The sequence below is a fragment of the Arthrobacter sp. H41 genome (genome assembly GCF_000520535.1).
GTDB lineage: Bacteria > Actinomycetota > Actinomycetes > Actinomycetales > Micrococcaceae > Arthrobacter_D.
This window is the reverse complement of record NZ_KI914840.1, coordinates 17,124-31,832: the sequence shown is the minus strand read 5'-3', so window position 1 is coordinate 31,832 and position 14,709 is coordinate 17,124. Positions and strand designations below refer to the sequence as shown.

Annotated in this window: 16 protein-coding genes and 2 tRNA genes; 8 read left to right on the top strand and 10 right to left on the bottom strand. The window is 66.7% G+C overall.

What is annotated here, in order from left to right:
- A partial coding sequence (locus Y705_RS21585; RefSeq protein ID WP_155850120.1) for a class I tRNA ligase family protein occupies positions 1 to 424 on the top strand: 424 nt, incomplete at its 5' end.
- 75 nt (positions 425 to 499) lie between these two features.
- Here Y705_RS21585 and Y705_RS0115800 read toward each other — a convergent pair.
- The 6 genes from Y705_RS0115800 to Y705_RS0115775 all read right to left on the bottom strand — a co-directional run bounded on the left by Y705_RS0115800 (position 500) and on the right by Y705_RS0115775 (position 5,890).
- Positions 500 to 1,117: a mycothiol-dependent nitroreductase Rv2466c family protein gene (locus Y705_RS0115800; RefSeq protein WP_026533553.1), complete on the bottom strand. Its 618-nt coding sequence runs from the start codon at positions 1,115 to 1,117 to the stop codon at positions 500 to 502.
- A gap of 108 nt (positions 1,118 to 1,225) precedes the next feature.
- Entirely contained in the window at positions 1,226 to 2,518 is a 1,293-nt protein-coding gene (gene clpX, locus Y705_RS0115795; RefSeq protein ID WP_026533552.1) for an ATP-dependent Clp protease ATP-binding subunit ClpX, read from the bottom strand.
- A 163-nt stretch (positions 2,519 to 2,681) separates the two neighbouring features.
- Complete coding sequence (locus Y705_RS0115790) at positions 2,682 to 3,356, bottom strand: ATP-dependent Clp protease proteolytic subunit (RefSeq protein ID WP_026533551.1); 675 nt, start codon at positions 3,354 to 3,356, stop codon at positions 2,682 to 2,684.
- 48 nt (positions 3,357 to 3,404) lie between these two features.
- Entirely contained in the window at positions 3,405 to 4,028 is a 624-nt protein-coding gene (locus tag Y705_RS0115785; RefSeq protein WP_442858967.1) for an ATP-dependent Clp protease proteolytic subunit, read from the bottom strand.
- A 267-nt stretch (positions 4,029 to 4,295) separates the two neighbouring features.
- Positions 4,296 to 5,750: a trigger factor gene (tig, locus tag Y705_RS20690; protein WP_049822889.1), complete on the bottom strand. Its 1,455-nt coding sequence runs from the start codon at positions 5,748 to 5,750 to the stop codon at positions 4,296 to 4,298.
- A gap of 66 nt (positions 5,751 to 5,816) precedes the next feature.
- Positions 5,817 to 5,890: transfer RNA gene (locus Y705_RS0115775), tRNA-Pro, on the bottom strand.
- Positions 5,891 to 6,043: 153 nt separating this feature from the next.
- On the opposite strand from Y705_RS0115775, the gene Y705_RS0115770 reads away from it, so the two are divergent.
- Positions 6,044 to 6,117: transfer RNA gene (locus Y705_RS0115770), tRNA-Gly, on the top strand.
- A 50-nt stretch (positions 6,118 to 6,167) separates the two neighbouring features.
- On the opposite strand, the gene Y705_RS0115765 is transcribed toward Y705_RS0115770, so the two are convergent.
- Together Y705_RS0115765 and Y705_RS0115760 are read right to left on the bottom strand one after the other, a co-directional pair.
- Positions 6,168 to 7,043: an Fpg/Nei family DNA glycosylase gene (locus Y705_RS0115765; protein WP_026533549.1), complete on the bottom strand. Its 876-nt coding sequence runs from the start codon at positions 7,041 to 7,043 to the stop codon at positions 6,168 to 6,170.
- Positions 7,044 to 7,075: 32 nt separating this feature from the next.
- Positions 7,076 to 7,549, bottom strand: a complete 474-nt coding sequence (locus Y705_RS0115760; RefSeq protein ID WP_026533548.1) for a ribose-5-phosphate isomerase — start codon at positions 7,547 to 7,549, stop codon at positions 7,076 to 7,078.
- 144 nt (positions 7,550 to 7,693) lie between these two features.
- Here Y705_RS0115760 and pepN point away from each other — a divergent pair, with 144 nt between their 5' ends.
- The 4 genes from pepN to Y705_RS0115740 all read left to right on the top strand — a co-directional run bounded on the left by pepN (position 7,694) and on the right by Y705_RS0115740 (position 11,956).
- Positions 7,694 to 10,246 carry an aminopeptidase N gene (pepN, locus tag Y705_RS0115755; protein WP_026533547.1) on the top strand — a complete coding sequence of 851 codons (2,553 nt, stop codon included), beginning with the start codon at positions 7,694 to 7,696 and terminating at the stop codon, positions 10,244 to 10,246.
- Between the two features lie 11 nt (positions 10,247 to 10,257).
- Positions 10,258 to 10,743 (top strand): OsmC family protein, encoded by a 486-nt coding sequence (locus tag Y705_RS0115750; RefSeq protein WP_026533546.1) that lies wholly within the window; start codon positions 10,258 to 10,260, stop codon positions 10,741 to 10,743.
- A 92-nt stretch (positions 10,744 to 10,835) separates the two neighbouring features.
- On the top strand, positions 10,836 to 11,468 hold the full coding sequence (locus Y705_RS0115745; RefSeq protein WP_026533545.1) for a mechanosensitive ion channel family protein: 633 nt from the start codon (positions 10,836 to 10,838) through the stop codon (positions 11,466 to 11,468).
- On the top strand, positions 11,465 to 11,956 hold the full coding sequence (locus tag Y705_RS0115740) for a globin (RefSeq protein ID WP_081738119.1): 492 nt from the start codon (positions 11,465 to 11,467) through the stop codon (positions 11,954 to 11,956). The genes Y705_RS0115745 and Y705_RS0115740 overlap by 4 nt, the downstream gene beginning before the upstream one ends.
- Before the next feature lie 21 nt (positions 11,957 to 11,977).
- On the opposite strand, the gene Y705_RS0115735 is transcribed toward Y705_RS0115740, so the two are convergent.
- Positions 11,978 to 12,640 (bottom strand): DUF8185 domain-containing protein, encoded by a 663-nt coding sequence (locus Y705_RS0115735; protein WP_026533543.1) that lies wholly within the window; start codon positions 12,638 to 12,640, stop codon positions 11,978 to 11,980.
- Positions 12,641 to 13,105, bottom strand: a complete 465-nt coding sequence (locus tag Y705_RS0115730; RefSeq protein WP_026533542.1) for an acyl-CoA thioesterase — start codon at positions 13,103 to 13,105, stop codon at positions 12,641 to 12,643.
- Positions 13,106 to 13,276: 171 nt separating this feature from the next.
- Here Y705_RS0115730 and Y705_RS0115725 point away from each other — a divergent pair, with 171 nt between their 5' ends.
- Both Y705_RS0115725 and Y705_RS20685 read left to right on the top strand, forming a co-directional pair.
- Complete coding sequence (locus Y705_RS0115725) at positions 13,277 to 14,200, top strand: acyl-CoA thioesterase (RefSeq protein WP_026533541.1); 924 nt, start codon at positions 13,277 to 13,279, stop codon at positions 14,198 to 14,200.
- Positions 14,201 to 14,246: 46 nt separating this feature from the next.
- Positions 14,247 to 14,709: 4a-hydroxytetrahydrobiopterin dehydratase (locus tag Y705_RS20685; protein ID WP_049822888.1), on the top strand; the 463-nt coding region annotated here is incomplete at its 3' end.

Below are 14,709 nucleotides of genomic sequence, written 5' to 3'. Positions count from 1 at the left end.
CCAGGAGTCGGTGCTGACGGCCCTGGCCACCACGCTCGACGCCCTGCTCCGGCTGTTCGCGCCCTTCCTGCCCTTCGCCACCGAGGAGGTCTGGAGCTGGTGGCGGGCCGGCTCGGTCCACACCGCCGACTGGCCTTCCGCTACGGCGTTCGATGGGCTTCCCGCATCGTCGGATCCGGCGATCCTCACCACGGTGGCGCTCGCCCTCGGCGGAATCCGCAAGGCGAAGTCCGAGGCGAAGATGAAGCAGCGGACCGAAGTGGTGAGCGCGCTGGTGACCGCGCCGCCGCAGCAGGTGGCGCAGCTGGCCGCGGGCCTCGAGGACCTCAAGGCCGCAGGGAACGCGCGCGAGCTCCGGCTTGCCGAGGGCGACGGCGACCTCACGGTCACCGACGTGGACCTGGCCGTGCAGCCGGTCGAATAACAGCGCAGGAAAGGGCCCCGCCGGATACGGCGAGGCCCTTTCCTGCAGTGCTGGTCTTTCGGACCGGCCCGGGGATCAGTCGAACGCGGGGCTCTCGGTACGCGAACGCTTGAGCTCGAAGAACTCGGGGAATTCGGACATCAGCACAGCGCCGTCGAAGATCCGCCCTGCCTGTTCGCCGCGCGGGATCTTCGTGAGGACGGGTCCGAAGAAGGCGGTTCCGTTGAAGGCCACCACGGGGGTGCCGACCTCGTCGCCCACGCGGTCGATGCCGTCCTGGTGCGACGCGCGGAGCTGGGTGTCGTACTCGTCCGTGGATCCGTAGGCCGCGAGGTCGGCCGGGAGGCCCACTTCCTCGAGGGACTCGTCGATCACCGCGCCGAAGTCCGCATTGCCCTCGTTGTGGATGCGGGTACCCATCGCATCGTAGAGCTTCTTGACGTACTCGGAGCCGTGGAGCTCCCTGGCCGCAGTGATGACCCGAACGGGAGCCCAGCCCTTCTGCATCAGCTCCTGGTAATCGGCAGGAAGATCCCGCCCCTCATTGAGGACGGCGAGGCTCATGACGTGCCAGTCGACGCTGACGCTGCGGACCTGCTCCACCTCGCCCATCCAGCGGGACGTGATCCACGCGAAGGGGCACAGGGGGTCGAACCAGAAATCGGCTTTTTCAGCGGTGGTGGACTCGCTCACGGAGGAACTCCTCGTCGTCGTCGGGTAGGCGGTATGCCTCTGCCTGGTGCAACCGGGGCAGAGGCGAACCTATTCCGGAGCGGAATCGTTCACACCCGGGACGACCGATCAGGCCGACTTCGTGCGGCGCTTGGCAACGACCTCGTGGGAGATGAGCGTGGCCTCTGCCTGCTTGGCGACGACGTCGGCGGTGATGACCACCGCTGCCACGTCGCTCCGGCTCGGCAGGTCGAACATGACAGGCAGCAGGACTTCCTCCATGATGGCGCGCAGGCCGCGCGCACCGGTGCCGCGCTCGAGCGCCAGGTCGGCGATGGACTCGAGTGCCTTCGGGTCGAAGCTGAGTTCGACGCCGTCGAGCAGGAACATCTTCTGGTACTGCTTCATCAGGGCGTTCTTGGGCTCGGTGAGGATCTGCATGAGTGCGGGCCGGTCGAGGTGGGTCACCGTGGTGATGACCGGGAGGCGTCCGATGAACTCGGGAATGAGGCCGAACTTCAGGAGATCCTCCGGCATGACGTCGCCGTAGCTCGCCTCCTCGTTCTTGAGCGAACTGAGGGGAGCACCGAAACCGATGCCCTTGCGGCCCGCTCGGGATCCGATGATCTCCTCGAGCCCGGCGAAGGCCCCCGCCACGATGAAGAGCACATTGGTGGTGTCGATCTGGATGAATTCCTGGTGCGGATGCTTGCGTCCGCCCTGCGGGGGAACCGAGGCGACGGTACCCTCGAGGATCTTCAGGAGCGCCTGCTGGACGCCTTCCCCCGACACGTCGCGCGTGATCGACGGGTTTTCGCTCTTGCGCGAGATCTTGTCGATCTCGTCGATGTAGATGATGCCCTGTTCGGCCTTCTTCACGTCGTAGTCCGCGGCCTGGATGAGCTTGAGCAGGATGTTCTCGACGTCCTCGCCCACGTAGCCGGCCTCGGTGAGCGCTGTCGCGTCGGCGACGGCGAAGGGGACGTTCAGCCTGCGCGCCAGGGTCTGCGCGAGGTACGTCTTGCCGCAACCGGTGGGGCCGATCAGGAGGATGTTCGACTTCGCGATCTCCACGTCCTCGGACTCGGCGACATCGGCCAGGGTGCCCGCGGCACGCGGTGCACTGCCGGACTGGATGCGCTTGTAGTGGTTGTAGACGGCGACGGCCAGCGATCGCTTCGCCGGTTCCTGCCCCACCACGTACTCCTGGAGGAAGTCGAAGATCTCCCGCGGCTTGGGCAGCTCGAAGGACCCGAGGTCGGCTACCTCGGACAGCTCCTCCTCGATGATCTCGTTGCACAGCTCAATGCATTCGTCGCAGATATACACTCCGGGACCTGCGATCAGCTTGCGAACCTGCTTCTGGCTTTTTCCGCAGAAGGAGCACTTCAGCAGATCTGTGCTCTCACCAATGCGAGCCATGTGTCAGTCCCCTTACGTGGTACGTGGTTGCTATGTCCACTCTAGGCCACATGCCGGAGCGAATCAGTATCAAAATGCCCGTGGTGCCGATCGGCACCACGGGCATTTTGATCCGCGGTTTCCCGTCCTGCCCTGGGCCTCGACCCTCGGGAAACGGCACGACCTACGGGGTGTTGATCTTGGGTGGAACCATCTTGCGTGAGGCGAGGACCTCGTCGACGAGCCCGTACTCCACTGCGTCGGCTGCGGTGAGGATCTTGTCGCGCTCGATGTCCCGGTTGACCTGCTCCGCGTCGCGCCCGCTGTGCAGGGCGATGGTGTCCTCCAGCCAGGTCCTCATGCGCATGACCTCGTTGGCCTGGATCTCGAGGTCCGAGGCCTGGCCGCCCTGGCCGCCGGACAGCGCCGGCTGGTGGATGAGCACCCGGGCGTTCGGCAGTGCCAGGCGCTTGCCCGGCGCTCCGGCCGCGAGAAGGACGGCCGCGGCACTTGCCGCCTGGCCCAGGCACACGGTCTGGACTTCGGGCCGGATGAACTGCATGGTGTCGTAGATCGCCGTCATGGCGGTGAAGGAACCGCCCGGTGAGTTGATGTACAGGGTGATGTCGCGCTCGGGGTCCGTGGACTCGAGCACGAGGAGCTGAGCCATGACGTCGTCGGCCGAGGCGTCGTCCACCTGCGTGCCGAGGAAGATGATGCGGTCCTCGAACAGCTTGGTGTACGGGTCCTGGCGCTTGAAGCCGTAGGGCGTGCGCTCCTCGAACTGGGGCAGGATGTAGCGGTCGGTGGGCAGGTTGGTGGCCCGGGAGCCCGCGGACGCATGGAAATCGTGGTTCATGATGTCTCCTGGTGGAACGACTGATGAAGGAGGGAGGTGTGCTGAGCTTTAGGCGCTCTGGGTACCGCCGCCGCCGGAGACCGATCCGGCGTGGGCGGAGATGTGGTCGAAGAAACCGTATTCGAGGGCTTCCTGCGCGGTGAACCACTTGTCCCTGTCGTTGTCGACCAGGATCTTCTCCACGGTCTGTCCCGTCTGCTCGGCGGTTAGCTCGGCCATGACGCGCTTCATGTGCAGGATCAGCTCGGCCTGGATACGGATGTCGGTTGCCGTTCCACCGATGCCACCGGAGGGCTGGTGCATGAGGATGCGGGCGTGGGGCGTGGCGTACCGCTTACCCTTGGTACCCGAGGACAGGAGGAATTGCCCCATCGAGGCGGCAAGGCCCGTCGCCACGGTCACGACGTCGTTCGGAATGAACTGCATCGTGTCGTAGATCGCCATACCGGCGGTGACCGAACCACCGGGCGAGTTGATGTAGAGGAAGATGTCGCGATCGGGGTCCTCGGCGGAGAGCAGCAGCAGCTGCGAGCAGATCGCGTTCGCGTTGTCGTCGCGGACCTCCGAACCGAGCCAGATGATGCGCTCCTTGAGGAGCCGGTTGTAGATGTAGTCGTCACGGCCTGCCGCTTCCGGGCTGGCCATACGGGGTGTGGTTGGTTCGGTGGACATTCTCGTTGACCTCTCACTCTGGCGGGCCGGTTCCTTCAGGAACCGCCCGGCCGTTTATCTCTCACTGGACACTAACCCGCGCCGGATCCGTTTTGCTCCCGCTCCGCCTGCTGTTCGCTGACGGCGCACGAGCCGTGGGCACACCTGCGGAGCCGTTGAAACCACAGCCACGAGCCCCGGAAACGGGCCGCCAACGACGAAGCACCGCCACCCATGCGGGCGGCGGTGCTTCGGGGGGAACGCGTGCTTCGCGTCCCGGATCGGGGATCAGGCGCGGGCGGCGGCCTCGTCGTCGGTGTCCTCCGCAGGTGCGTCAACGTCTGCTTCAACAGCCGTGTCCTCAACAGCGGTGTCCTGAACGGCGTCACCTTCGACGGCGTCGCCGGATTCCATGACGTCGTCCGCGGCGATGGTCTCGGCGTCGTCGTCGGCGGCGCGCACGAATTCGCTGAGGTCAACCGGCGCACCGGCCGTGTCGGTCACGTTCGCGAGTTCGAGGACCTTGGCGAGGGCCTTGCGGCGCCGCACCTCTCCGACGATCATCGGGACCTGGCCGCTCGAGTCCAGCATCTGCGCGAACTGGTTGGGCTCCATGCCGTACTGGCTCGAGGTGGAGACGATGTAGTCGATCAGCTCGCTCTGGCTGACACCGACCTCTTCCTTCTCCGCCACGGCGTCGAGGATGATCTCGTTCTGGAAGGCCCGGCCGGTGTTGGTGCGGATCTCCGCCCGGTGCTCCTCGGTGTCGTGGTCCTCGCCGGCGGAGTGCGAGTTCTCGCCGTTGAAGTGCTGCTCGAGCTGTTCCTCGATGACGCTCTCCGGCACGGGAACGGCGATCATCTCGACGAGCTTGTCCAGGACCTTGTCACGGGCTTCGACGCCCTGGTCCATCAGCTTGCCCTCGGAGGCGCGCTTGGTGAGATCCTCGCGGAGCTCGGCAACGGTGTCGAACTCGCTGGCGAGCTGGGCGAACTCGTCGTCCACCTCGGGAAGCTCACGCTCCTTGACGGCCTTGACCACCACGTTCACCTGGGCGTCCGCGCCGGTGTGCTCGCCGCCGGCGAGCTTGGTCCCGAAGATCGCCGTCTCATCCACACTCAGGCCCGTGACTGCTTCGTCCATGCCTTCGAGCATGGTCCCCGAACCCACCTGGTAGGAGAGGTCCTGCGCCGAGTCGACCTCTTCGCCGTCGACCGTCGCGGTGAGGTCGATCGTCAGGAAATCGCCGTCCTTCGCCGGGCGGTCCACGGCGGCGAGGGTGCCGAAGCGGCTGCGCAGCTCGTCCAGTGACTTCTCGATGTCGGCGTCGGAAGCTTCCGCGGCCTCGACGGTGACTTCGATCCCCGCGTAATCGGGAAGCTCGATCTCCGGGCGGACGTCGAGTTCGACGGTGAACAGGAGCTGGCCGTCGGCGGCCGAAGGATCGGGGACCTCCGTGATCTCCACCTCGGGGCGGCTCAGCGGGCGGATCCCTGCTTCCTGGACTGCGCTCTGGTAGAAGCCGTTCAGCCCGTCGTTGACGGCCGTCTCGATGACGTAGCCGCGTCCCACGCGCTGGTCGATGAGCTTCTGGGGAACCTTGCCCTTGCGGAAGCCCGGAACCTGCACCTGTGAGGCGATCGTCTTGTAGGCCTGGTCGATGCTCGGCTTGAGTTCCTCGAAAGGAACCTCGACATTCAGCTTCACCCTGGTTGGGGAAAGGTTTTCGACAGCGCTCTTCACGGCGTAGGACTCCTGAACTAATTGGGGTTGTTTCTGTAGTGACAAGATCATGCCGGAACTTCTGAGTCGGGGTGACAGGAGTTGAACCTGCGACTTCCTGCTCCCAAAGCAGGCGCTCTACCAAGCTGAGCTACACCCCGTAACTGCAGCTGTAACTGTACTTTCTTTTCACCCCGGTTGCACATTTGGCGATTTCCAGCGTGCTGTGGTGTAGTTGAAGGCGTTCCGGGGGCCGAACGGCTCGAATGTCCGGGGAATTGTTCAGGAATTCCCGCGAGGACGCAGCACTTTCCGGGGATGTAGCTTAGTGGTAAAGCCTCAGTCTTCCAAACTGATGATGCGGGTTCGATTCCCGTCATCCCCTCCAGATCCAACAGCCGGTCCCCGCTCGGGGCCGGCTGTTCTGCTTTCCGCCGCTCAGCGACGCTGGCATTCCGGACACCAGTAGACGGTGCGTGCCGCCAGAAGGGTGCTGGCAATCGCCGTACCGCAACGGCGGCACGGCTCCCCCGTCCGCTTGTACACATAGTGCGGTGCTGTTCCCGCGGTGAGCCCGTCGCGCGCGGACGGCGTCGTCGTGATGATCCGCCCCTCGCGAACGCCGTCCTGCATCAGGCGCACTGCGTCCTCCCAGGCGGCCAGGGCCTCCGATTCGGGCACCGCCTTCCCCGGGCGCCACGGAGAGATGCCCTGCAGGAAGAGCACTTCCGCGCGGTACACATTGCCGATGCCGGCGATCACGGCCTGATTCATCAGCTGGACGCCGATCGGCGTCGCGCTGGAGCGGAGCCGCGTGACGAAGGCTACCGGGTCGGCGCTCTCCTGGAGCGGGTCCGGGCCGAGCCGGGCCAGCGCAAGCGCTTCCTCCCGCGGGGTGATGACCACGCACGCAGTGGGACCCCGGAGGTCGGCCCAGCCCCGCCGGGAGACCAGACGGACGCGCACGGCCCCGACGGGCTCGGGAGGTCCTGCGTACGGCGGCTGCGCGGCCTCCGCCCCCTGCCCCGTGTCGGCGGTGCGTCGCGGAGCTCCGATACTACCGCTGAAGGTGGTGGAATCACCTCCGAACGTCCACGCTCCGTAGAGGCCGAGGTGGATCCTCAGGACGAGGTCGTTGTCGAAGCGCAGGAAGAGTTGCTTCCCGTGAGCCAGTGCGCTGACGAGGCTGTGTCCGTGGAGCCGGGAAGCGCCGGCGGCAAAGCGGCCCTGGGGGCTGCTGACGGCGAGTTCCTCGTCTACGAACAGCGCGGTGAACTGCCGGGCGAGCCGGTGGATCGAATGGCCTTCAGGCACGTGCACCCCCCGCGTTCCGACGGACTCCGGCCCTACGCGTCAATGATTCCCGTCGCCTCGTAGGCAGCGATCTTGCCGATGCGGCGCACATGGCGCTCGGCGCCGCTGAAAGGCTCGGCGAGGAACGCTTCGATGATTCCGGTGGCCTCTTCGACGGAATGCTGCCGCCCTCCGACGGCAACGACGTTCGCGTTGTTGTGCTGGCGCGCCAGGCGTGCGGTGTCGAGGTTCCAGGCGAGCGCCGCCCGCACCCCGCGTACCTTGTTCGCCGCGATCTGCTCACCGTTCCCGGAGCCGCCCAGCACGATGCCGAGTGCGTCCACCCCCGCCGCCTGATCAGCCACCACGGCGACTGCTGCGTTGATACAGAAGGACGGGTAGTCGTCCTCCGGGTCGTAATTCCGGGGTCCGTGGTCAACGACGTCGTAGCCGGTCCGGGTGAGATGCTCCAGGAGGTGGGCGCTGAGTTCCATCCCCGCATGGTCGGTGGCCAGGTGGACGCGCATCGGTGCTCCATTCGCAGCAGGGGTGGTTTCTTCCAGACTACTGGGTGGCGGAGCGCTCCGGAGGGAACCGGCCCCCGGGTCACAGGGGATCAGTGAGAGAATACGAAACGATATTCCCCACCACGGAGGCGAACCATGCCAGGCATGAACCTGACGCGCGATGAAGCACGTACCCGCGCCGAACTGCTCGAAGTCCAGTCCTATGACATCACCCTCGACCTGACCCGCGGGGAGACCGTGTTCGGCTCGACCACCGTGGTGAATTTCGAGGCGACGCAGGGCTCGTCCACGTTCATCGACGCCGTCACCGAAACCGTCCACCGGGTGAGCCTCAATGGTGTGGACCTCGACCCCGCTGACGTGTCGGACGGCGTCCGCATCCAGCTGGACAACCTGGCGGCGTCGAACCGGCTCGTCGTCCACGCCGATCTCCCGTACATGAACACCGGCGAGGGGCTCCACCGGTTCGTGGACCCGGTGGATGACGAGGTGTACCTGTACACGCAGTTCGAGGTCCCCGACTCCCGACGCGTGTTCGCCGTCTTCGAGCAGCCCGACCTGAAGGCGACGTTCCGCTTCACCGTCACGGCGCCGTCGCACTGGGACGTCATCTCCAACTCCCCCACCCCCGTTCCCGTGCAGGCCGGGTCCGCCGCTGAGAATGGAGCGCATGCGACGTGGTCGTTCGAACCGACACCGGTCCTCTCCTCCTACGTCACCGCCCTGATCGCGGGTCCCTACCAGGCGGTGCGGAGCGACGTGACGAGTTCGGACGGGCGGACCATCCCGCTCGGGGTCTTCGCCCGCAAATCGCTCATGCAGCACCTCGATGCGGAGAACATCTTCGACCTGACACGGCAGGGCTTCGAGTTCTACGAGAAGCAGTTCGGCACGCCCTACCCGTTCGAGAAGTACGACCAGCTCTTCGTGCCCCAGTTCAATGCCGGCGCCATGGAGAACGCGGGCGCCGTGACGATCGTCGAGACGTACGTCTTCCGCTCGCGCGTGCCCGATGCCACGGTGGAGCGCCGCGCGATCACCATCCTGCATGAGCTCGCGCACATGTGGTTCGGCGACCTCGTGACCATGCGGTGGTGGAACGACCTCTGGCTCAACGAATCCTTCGCCGAATACATGTCCACCCTCGCCGCGGCCGAGGCGACTGAGTTCACCCAGGCCTGGACCACGTTCACCTCCATCGAGAAGGCCTGGGCCTACCGCCAGGACCAGCTTCCCTCGACCCACCCGATCGTCGCCGAGATTCGCGACCTCGATGACGTCCAGGTGAATTTCGACGGCATCACCTACGCCAAGGGCGCCTCGGTCCTCAAGCAGCTCGTCGCCTGGGTGGGCCAGGACGAATTTCTGGAGGGAGTCCGCGAGTACTTCCGCCAGCACTCCTGGGGCAATACCGAGCTGAAGGACCTGCTCACCGAGCTCGAGAAGGCAAGCGGCCGCGACCTCACCCAGTGGTCCGCGCAGTGGCTCGAGACCGCGGGCGTCAACACGCTGCGGCCCGACATCGAGACCGACGACGACGGCGTTCTCACCGCATTCGCGATCCTGCAGTCCGCTCCCGAAGGGTATCCGACCCTTCGCCCGCACCGGCTCGCCGTAGGGTTCTACGACCTCGACGACGACGCCCGGCTGGTGCGGGTCCACCGCGTCGAGCTCGACGTCGACGGCGAGCGCACAGAGGTCCCCGAGGTCGCCGGGAGGAAACGCCCGGCGCTGGTGCTCCTCAACGACGATGACCTCGCCTACGCGAAGATCCGGCTCGACCCGGTGTCGCTGCGGAGCTCCGTACGGCACCTCAGGGATTTCGCCGATTCGCTGCCCCGCACGCTGGTATGGGCCTCGGCGTGGGACGCGGCGCGCGACGGCGAGACCCCCGCCCGCAACTACGTGGACCTCGTCCTGCAGAACATCGGCTCCGAATCGGACTCGTCGGTGGTCCTGGTGCTGCTGAGGCAGCTGGCCCTGACGCTGACGTACTACGTCAACCCGGAGGACAGCAGGGCGATGGGCGACGCCGCGGCGGACAGCCTGCTGGAGCTCGCCCGCGCAGCGGAGGCGGCGTCGGATTCACAGCTGCAGTTCGTCAAGGCCTTCGCGGCCCGGGCCCGCAGCGGGAAACACCTGGACGTGGTGGAGGCGGTGCTCACCGGCGCCGAAGCGCTGGAGGGCCTGGGAATCGACTCCGACCTCCGGTGGGAACTCGTGACCAGCCTGGTGGCGGGCGGCCGCTACGGCCCGCCGGAGATCGAGGTCGAACTGGCACGCGACGGCACATCGGCCGGCCAACTCGCCGCGGCAACGGCGACGGCGGCGATTCCCACACCCGAGGCCAAAGCAGCTGCCTGGGACTCCATCGTGGGCCGGACGGATCTTCCCAACGCCACCCAGCGGGCAGCGATCCTGGGGTTCACGCGCGTCCACCACGCAGCCCTGCTGGAGCCCTATGCCGCGACCTACTTCGACTCCGTACAGAAGGTGTGGGCCACCAGGACCCACGAGATCGCACAACAGATCGTGGTGGGGCTGTACCCCTCACGCCTCATCAGCGCGGAGGCGCTTGTGCAGGCGGACGCCTTCCTCGACCGGCTCGGGGAAGACAGCCCCTCCCTGCGGCGCCTCATCCTGGAGAACCGCGACGGCGTCCAGCGGGCCCTGCGCGCGCAGGCCGGGGACCGCTGATGGCAGGGACCATGTCGGAAAATTCCCGGTCGACGCACACCTATGACGTCACCGTCACCTGGACCGGAAACCTCGGGGAGGGCACGTCGGGATACCGCTCGTACAGCCGCGAGAATGAAGTCACCGCTCCGGGGCCCCCGCTCCTCGCCGGGACCGCCGATCCGACATTCCACGGGCAACGGGACCGGTGGAATCCGGAGCAGCTGCTCCTGGCCGCACTGGCGCAGTGCCATCTGCTGTCCTACCTCCACATGGCGGTCAAGGCGGGTGTGGTGGTCACTGCATACTCGGACAGCGCGGAGGGATTTCTGCGGCTGAACCGGGACGGCAGCGGCGAATTCACCTCGGCCGTGCTCCATCCCGTGGTCACCATCGCCGACCCCGCCCACCGCGACACCGCCCTTCGGATCCATCGGGAGGCTTCCGCGGCCTGCTTCATCGCACGGTCCGTGAACTTCCCCGTGCTGCATGAGCCGGTCATCCTCGACCGGCCCTAGCCGTGCAGCGCATGTAGCCTAGAAACTGCGCCGCTCCCGTCCTCTCCCGGGGACAGCACCTGCGACGCGGATCAGAAAGTAGTTTGCACCTCATGGATCTTTTTCCCGAGCTCGGTTACGGGAGCCACATTCTCGGCGCGGCGATCATCCTGCTGCTGGCACTCCTGCTCTGGCTGGCGGTGCGATACCTCGTGGCACGTTCGGTGCGGCGGGTGCAGGACGGGTACAGCGTCTTCAGCAAGCCCCACTTTCGGTGGGCCCAACCGGTCCTCCGCTCCCTCGACCACGCGCGGCGCACGCAGCGCGCCGAGACCATCGGCGGGCTGCTCACCAGCGCGGCCGGCGTGACGATCGCCGTCGTCGCGGTATTGATGGCGCTCGAGCAGCTGCAGTTCCAGATCGGCCCGATCCTCGCCAGTGTGGGAATCGTGGGTATCGCGATCGGTTTCGGGGCGCGGGAGATCATCCGCGACGCGTTCCTCGGGGTCTTCATCACCATCGAGGACCAGTACGGGGTGGGCGACACCATCGAGATCGGCGAGACGGTGGGTGTCGTCCAGTCCCTCGGCCTCCGCATCACCCGGATGATCGATGCGAACGGTGCCATCTGGTATGTGCGCAACGGCGACATCACCAAGGTCGGTAACCGGTCCCAGGGTATCTACGTGGAACCGCCTGCGGCAGCTGCCCCTGCAGGAACCGCCCATCAGGAGGATGCATCATGAGTAACAACGACGGCGTCGAGCCGACCCCCCTCGAACTGCGCACGGGCCGTGTTCGCCCGCCGCTGCCCGCCGACCGGCTGCTGGCCGCCGGGCAGCAGTTCGTCCAGCCCGAATACAACTTCTATGAATCGGTGGGCGGCCACGAAACCTTCGTGAAGCTCGTGGATGTCTTCTACGAGGGTGTCGCGAGCGATGAGCTGCTGCGGCCCATGTACCCCGAGGAGGATCTGGGGCCCGCGAAGGAGCGGCTCCTGCTATTCCTCGAGCAGTACTGGGGCGGTCCCAAGACCTACGGCGAGACTCGAGGGCACCCACGGCTCCGCATGCGGCACATGCCCTTTCGGGTCACCCCGCAGGCACGTGACTCCTGGCTCCGGCACATGCGCGCGGCCGTCGATAGCCTGGGCCTCGCACCGCTGCACGAGGCGACGCTGTGGGACTACCTGGACCGTGCGGCACAGTCCATGGTGAACGCGGCTGACGCCTAGAGATCTGAACGCGGCTGACGCCTACAGAACCGCTGCGGTCCGCACGAGGATGTGTCCCCGGCTGGTGCTCAGCCTTGTCCACCGTCCGTTGGTGAACAGCGCGGGAGCTTCGCCGGGGACGAGGAAGCCGAGGCTCAGTGCTCCGAAGGCGGCCCCGGCGGGCAGTTCTGCCGGCATTCCAGGTAGGGGCCGCCCCCAGACGGCTCCCCGCGCACTGTTGACCACGGGAGCGCCTGCACGGTCGGGAATGAGCTCGGCAACCTGCCGGATCCCGCTGTGTGCCGCCTCTTCGAGGGCGCTGGTCGGCACGGTGCCGGCCTGCGCCCATCCCGAGCGTGGCGGAAGGACGCCGGCCCAGTTCTCGGTCACCGTCACGGTGGGCACGGTGAAGACGACGTCGTCCTGCAGGCGTGCCAGTCGGTCCGCGACCGATCCGAGGCCCACCGTGGTGTCGACGGAGGCAGGCTCCGCCAGGGGCATCGTCCTCAGCCCGAGCACGGTGGGGGTCGCCTCCCCCAGGGCTCCCGCACGGAGCGTGCAGACGTATGCCGCGAGTACCGTACCGGAGGCCTGAAGCCGCATGGCGCCGTCGTCGTTGGAGCGGGCCCGCGCCGTGAAGGTCCGGAGATCGGCGGCCACCTGCGCATCGGCGAACACTAGCCGGCTGTTGGACATCTCCCGCACCTAAGCGCCGGAGGTGCGGCGGAAAGGCACCCCATCGCCGATCCATTGCCCCAGTGCGGATCGTTGGGTCTCATTCAACCGCACGGGACGGCCGGACTGCCGGTCGACGAGGATCATCGTGGTCGATGCCAGCGCGCACGTGGTGCCCGCGCCGGGCTCTGTGGTATCCCGCACCGCGTAGCCCAAGGTGAAGCTCGAGGCGCCGACGGCGGTGATCCACACGTCCACACCCGCCGGCTCCCTGCTGAAGTTCAGCGGGGCCAAGTACTCGATCTCGTGCCGTCCCACGAGGGTGTAGTGGCCGGCGTCGGTCACCTCGAGGAAGGTGAACCCGCTCCCCGGTTCGGAGAGCAGGCGCACCCTCGCGTCCTCGAGGAACTGCACGAACCGTGCGTTATTGACGTGGCCGTAGGAATCTTCATCGCCGAAGCGCAGCTGAAGCGGGACAGTGAGCACGGGGGACATACTGCAATACTCTCAAAAGCCCGTGCGGCAGGCCATTCGCCGCCCGGCGGCCTGCCGGCGCCCCCATCCCCGTCCCGGGCACGTGTTGAGCGGGGCGGACCTGTCCGTCTAGTGTCGAAGGTAGATTTCCCGGGGCCGCCGCTCCGCAGCTACCGCCCGGCAAGGAGACCCATGACCGATCAGCCGCACGCCGCCAGCCACGTCGATTCCGGGGAATTCCCGGCAGATCCAACGAAGGCGCTGCTGGGGCTGCTGGATCTCAGCAGTGCCGACGGCGCCCACACCGATGAGGACATTTTCGTGGGCAGTTCCGCGCCGCAGCCGGGGAAGAGGGTTTTCGGCGGCCAGGTTCTTGCACAGTCGCTGATCGCGGCCATGCGGACCGTGGAGCCGACCCGCCAGGTCCACTCGATGCACGGATACTTCCTGCGTGCCGGGGACGCGGAGAAGCCCATCACTTTCGGAGTCCAGCGGCTCCGTGACGGGCGGTCCTTCTCGGCGCGCCGCGCGCACGCGTATCAGGACGGCGTGCCGATCCTCTCGATGATCGCGTCCTTCCAGGATCCGGACGACGGCGTCACCCACCAGGACTCAATGCCCGAGAATATGCCCGACCCTGAATCGCTGCCCACCACCGCGGAGCTTCTGGGCGGGTTCGATCACCCGGTAGCCCGTGCCTGGGCCTATCAGCGCCCCATCGACGTGCGGCATGTCGACGCTCCGCTGTATATCGGGAACACCGGGGCGCGCGAAGCCCGGAACGCGGTGTGGATGAAGACCTTCGGTCCCATGCCCGACGACGAGCACGTGCACCGGGCCGCCCTCGCCTACGCGAGCGACTACACCCTGCTCGAGTCGATTCTCCGGCCGCATGGGCTGAGCTGGATCCACCCCGGCATGAGTGTGGCAAGCCTCGACCACGCGATGTGGTGGCACCGGCCGGTGCGGATCGACGAGTGGCTGCTTTACGTCCAGAGCTCGCCCAGCGCTTCCGGTGCCCGCGGTCTCGCGGCCGGCCGGATCTACAACCGGGCCGGCGAACTCGTGGCAAGCGTTGCCCAGGAAGGGATGATCCGGGTTCCTGCGACCGGTTGATGCGGCGAGGACCCCGAACCTCACGCCCTTGTGGCAGAGTTCCACCATGGAGAAGCTAAGCAATCAGCAGATCATCGATGCCGGCCTCGGCGACTGGCGCAAGCTGGCTCAGGCCCTTCACGCGCGCTACTCGATCCGGGACTACAACGTGGCGGCGAGGTTCCTCACCGCCGTGGCGCAGGCCGCCGAGGAGGATGGCCACCACCCCGACCTGAAACTGACCCACGGCGTGATCGACGTCTCGCTGTGTACTCATGAGGGCGGTATACGGGTCACGCAAAAGGACATCGACATGGCGAGGAGGATCAGCGGAATCGCCCGCGAGATCGGCCTTGAGCCGGAGCCGTCCACCGTGGCCCAACTCGAGATTGCGCTCGACACCGCGCACGAGGAGGAGGTTGCCCCCTTCTGGTCGGTCCTGCTCACCGGTAGCCCGGACAACAGGGTGCAGGACACGGTCTTCGACCCGACCGGGCGCGTCCCGAGCCTCTGGTTCCAGGGCACCGAGG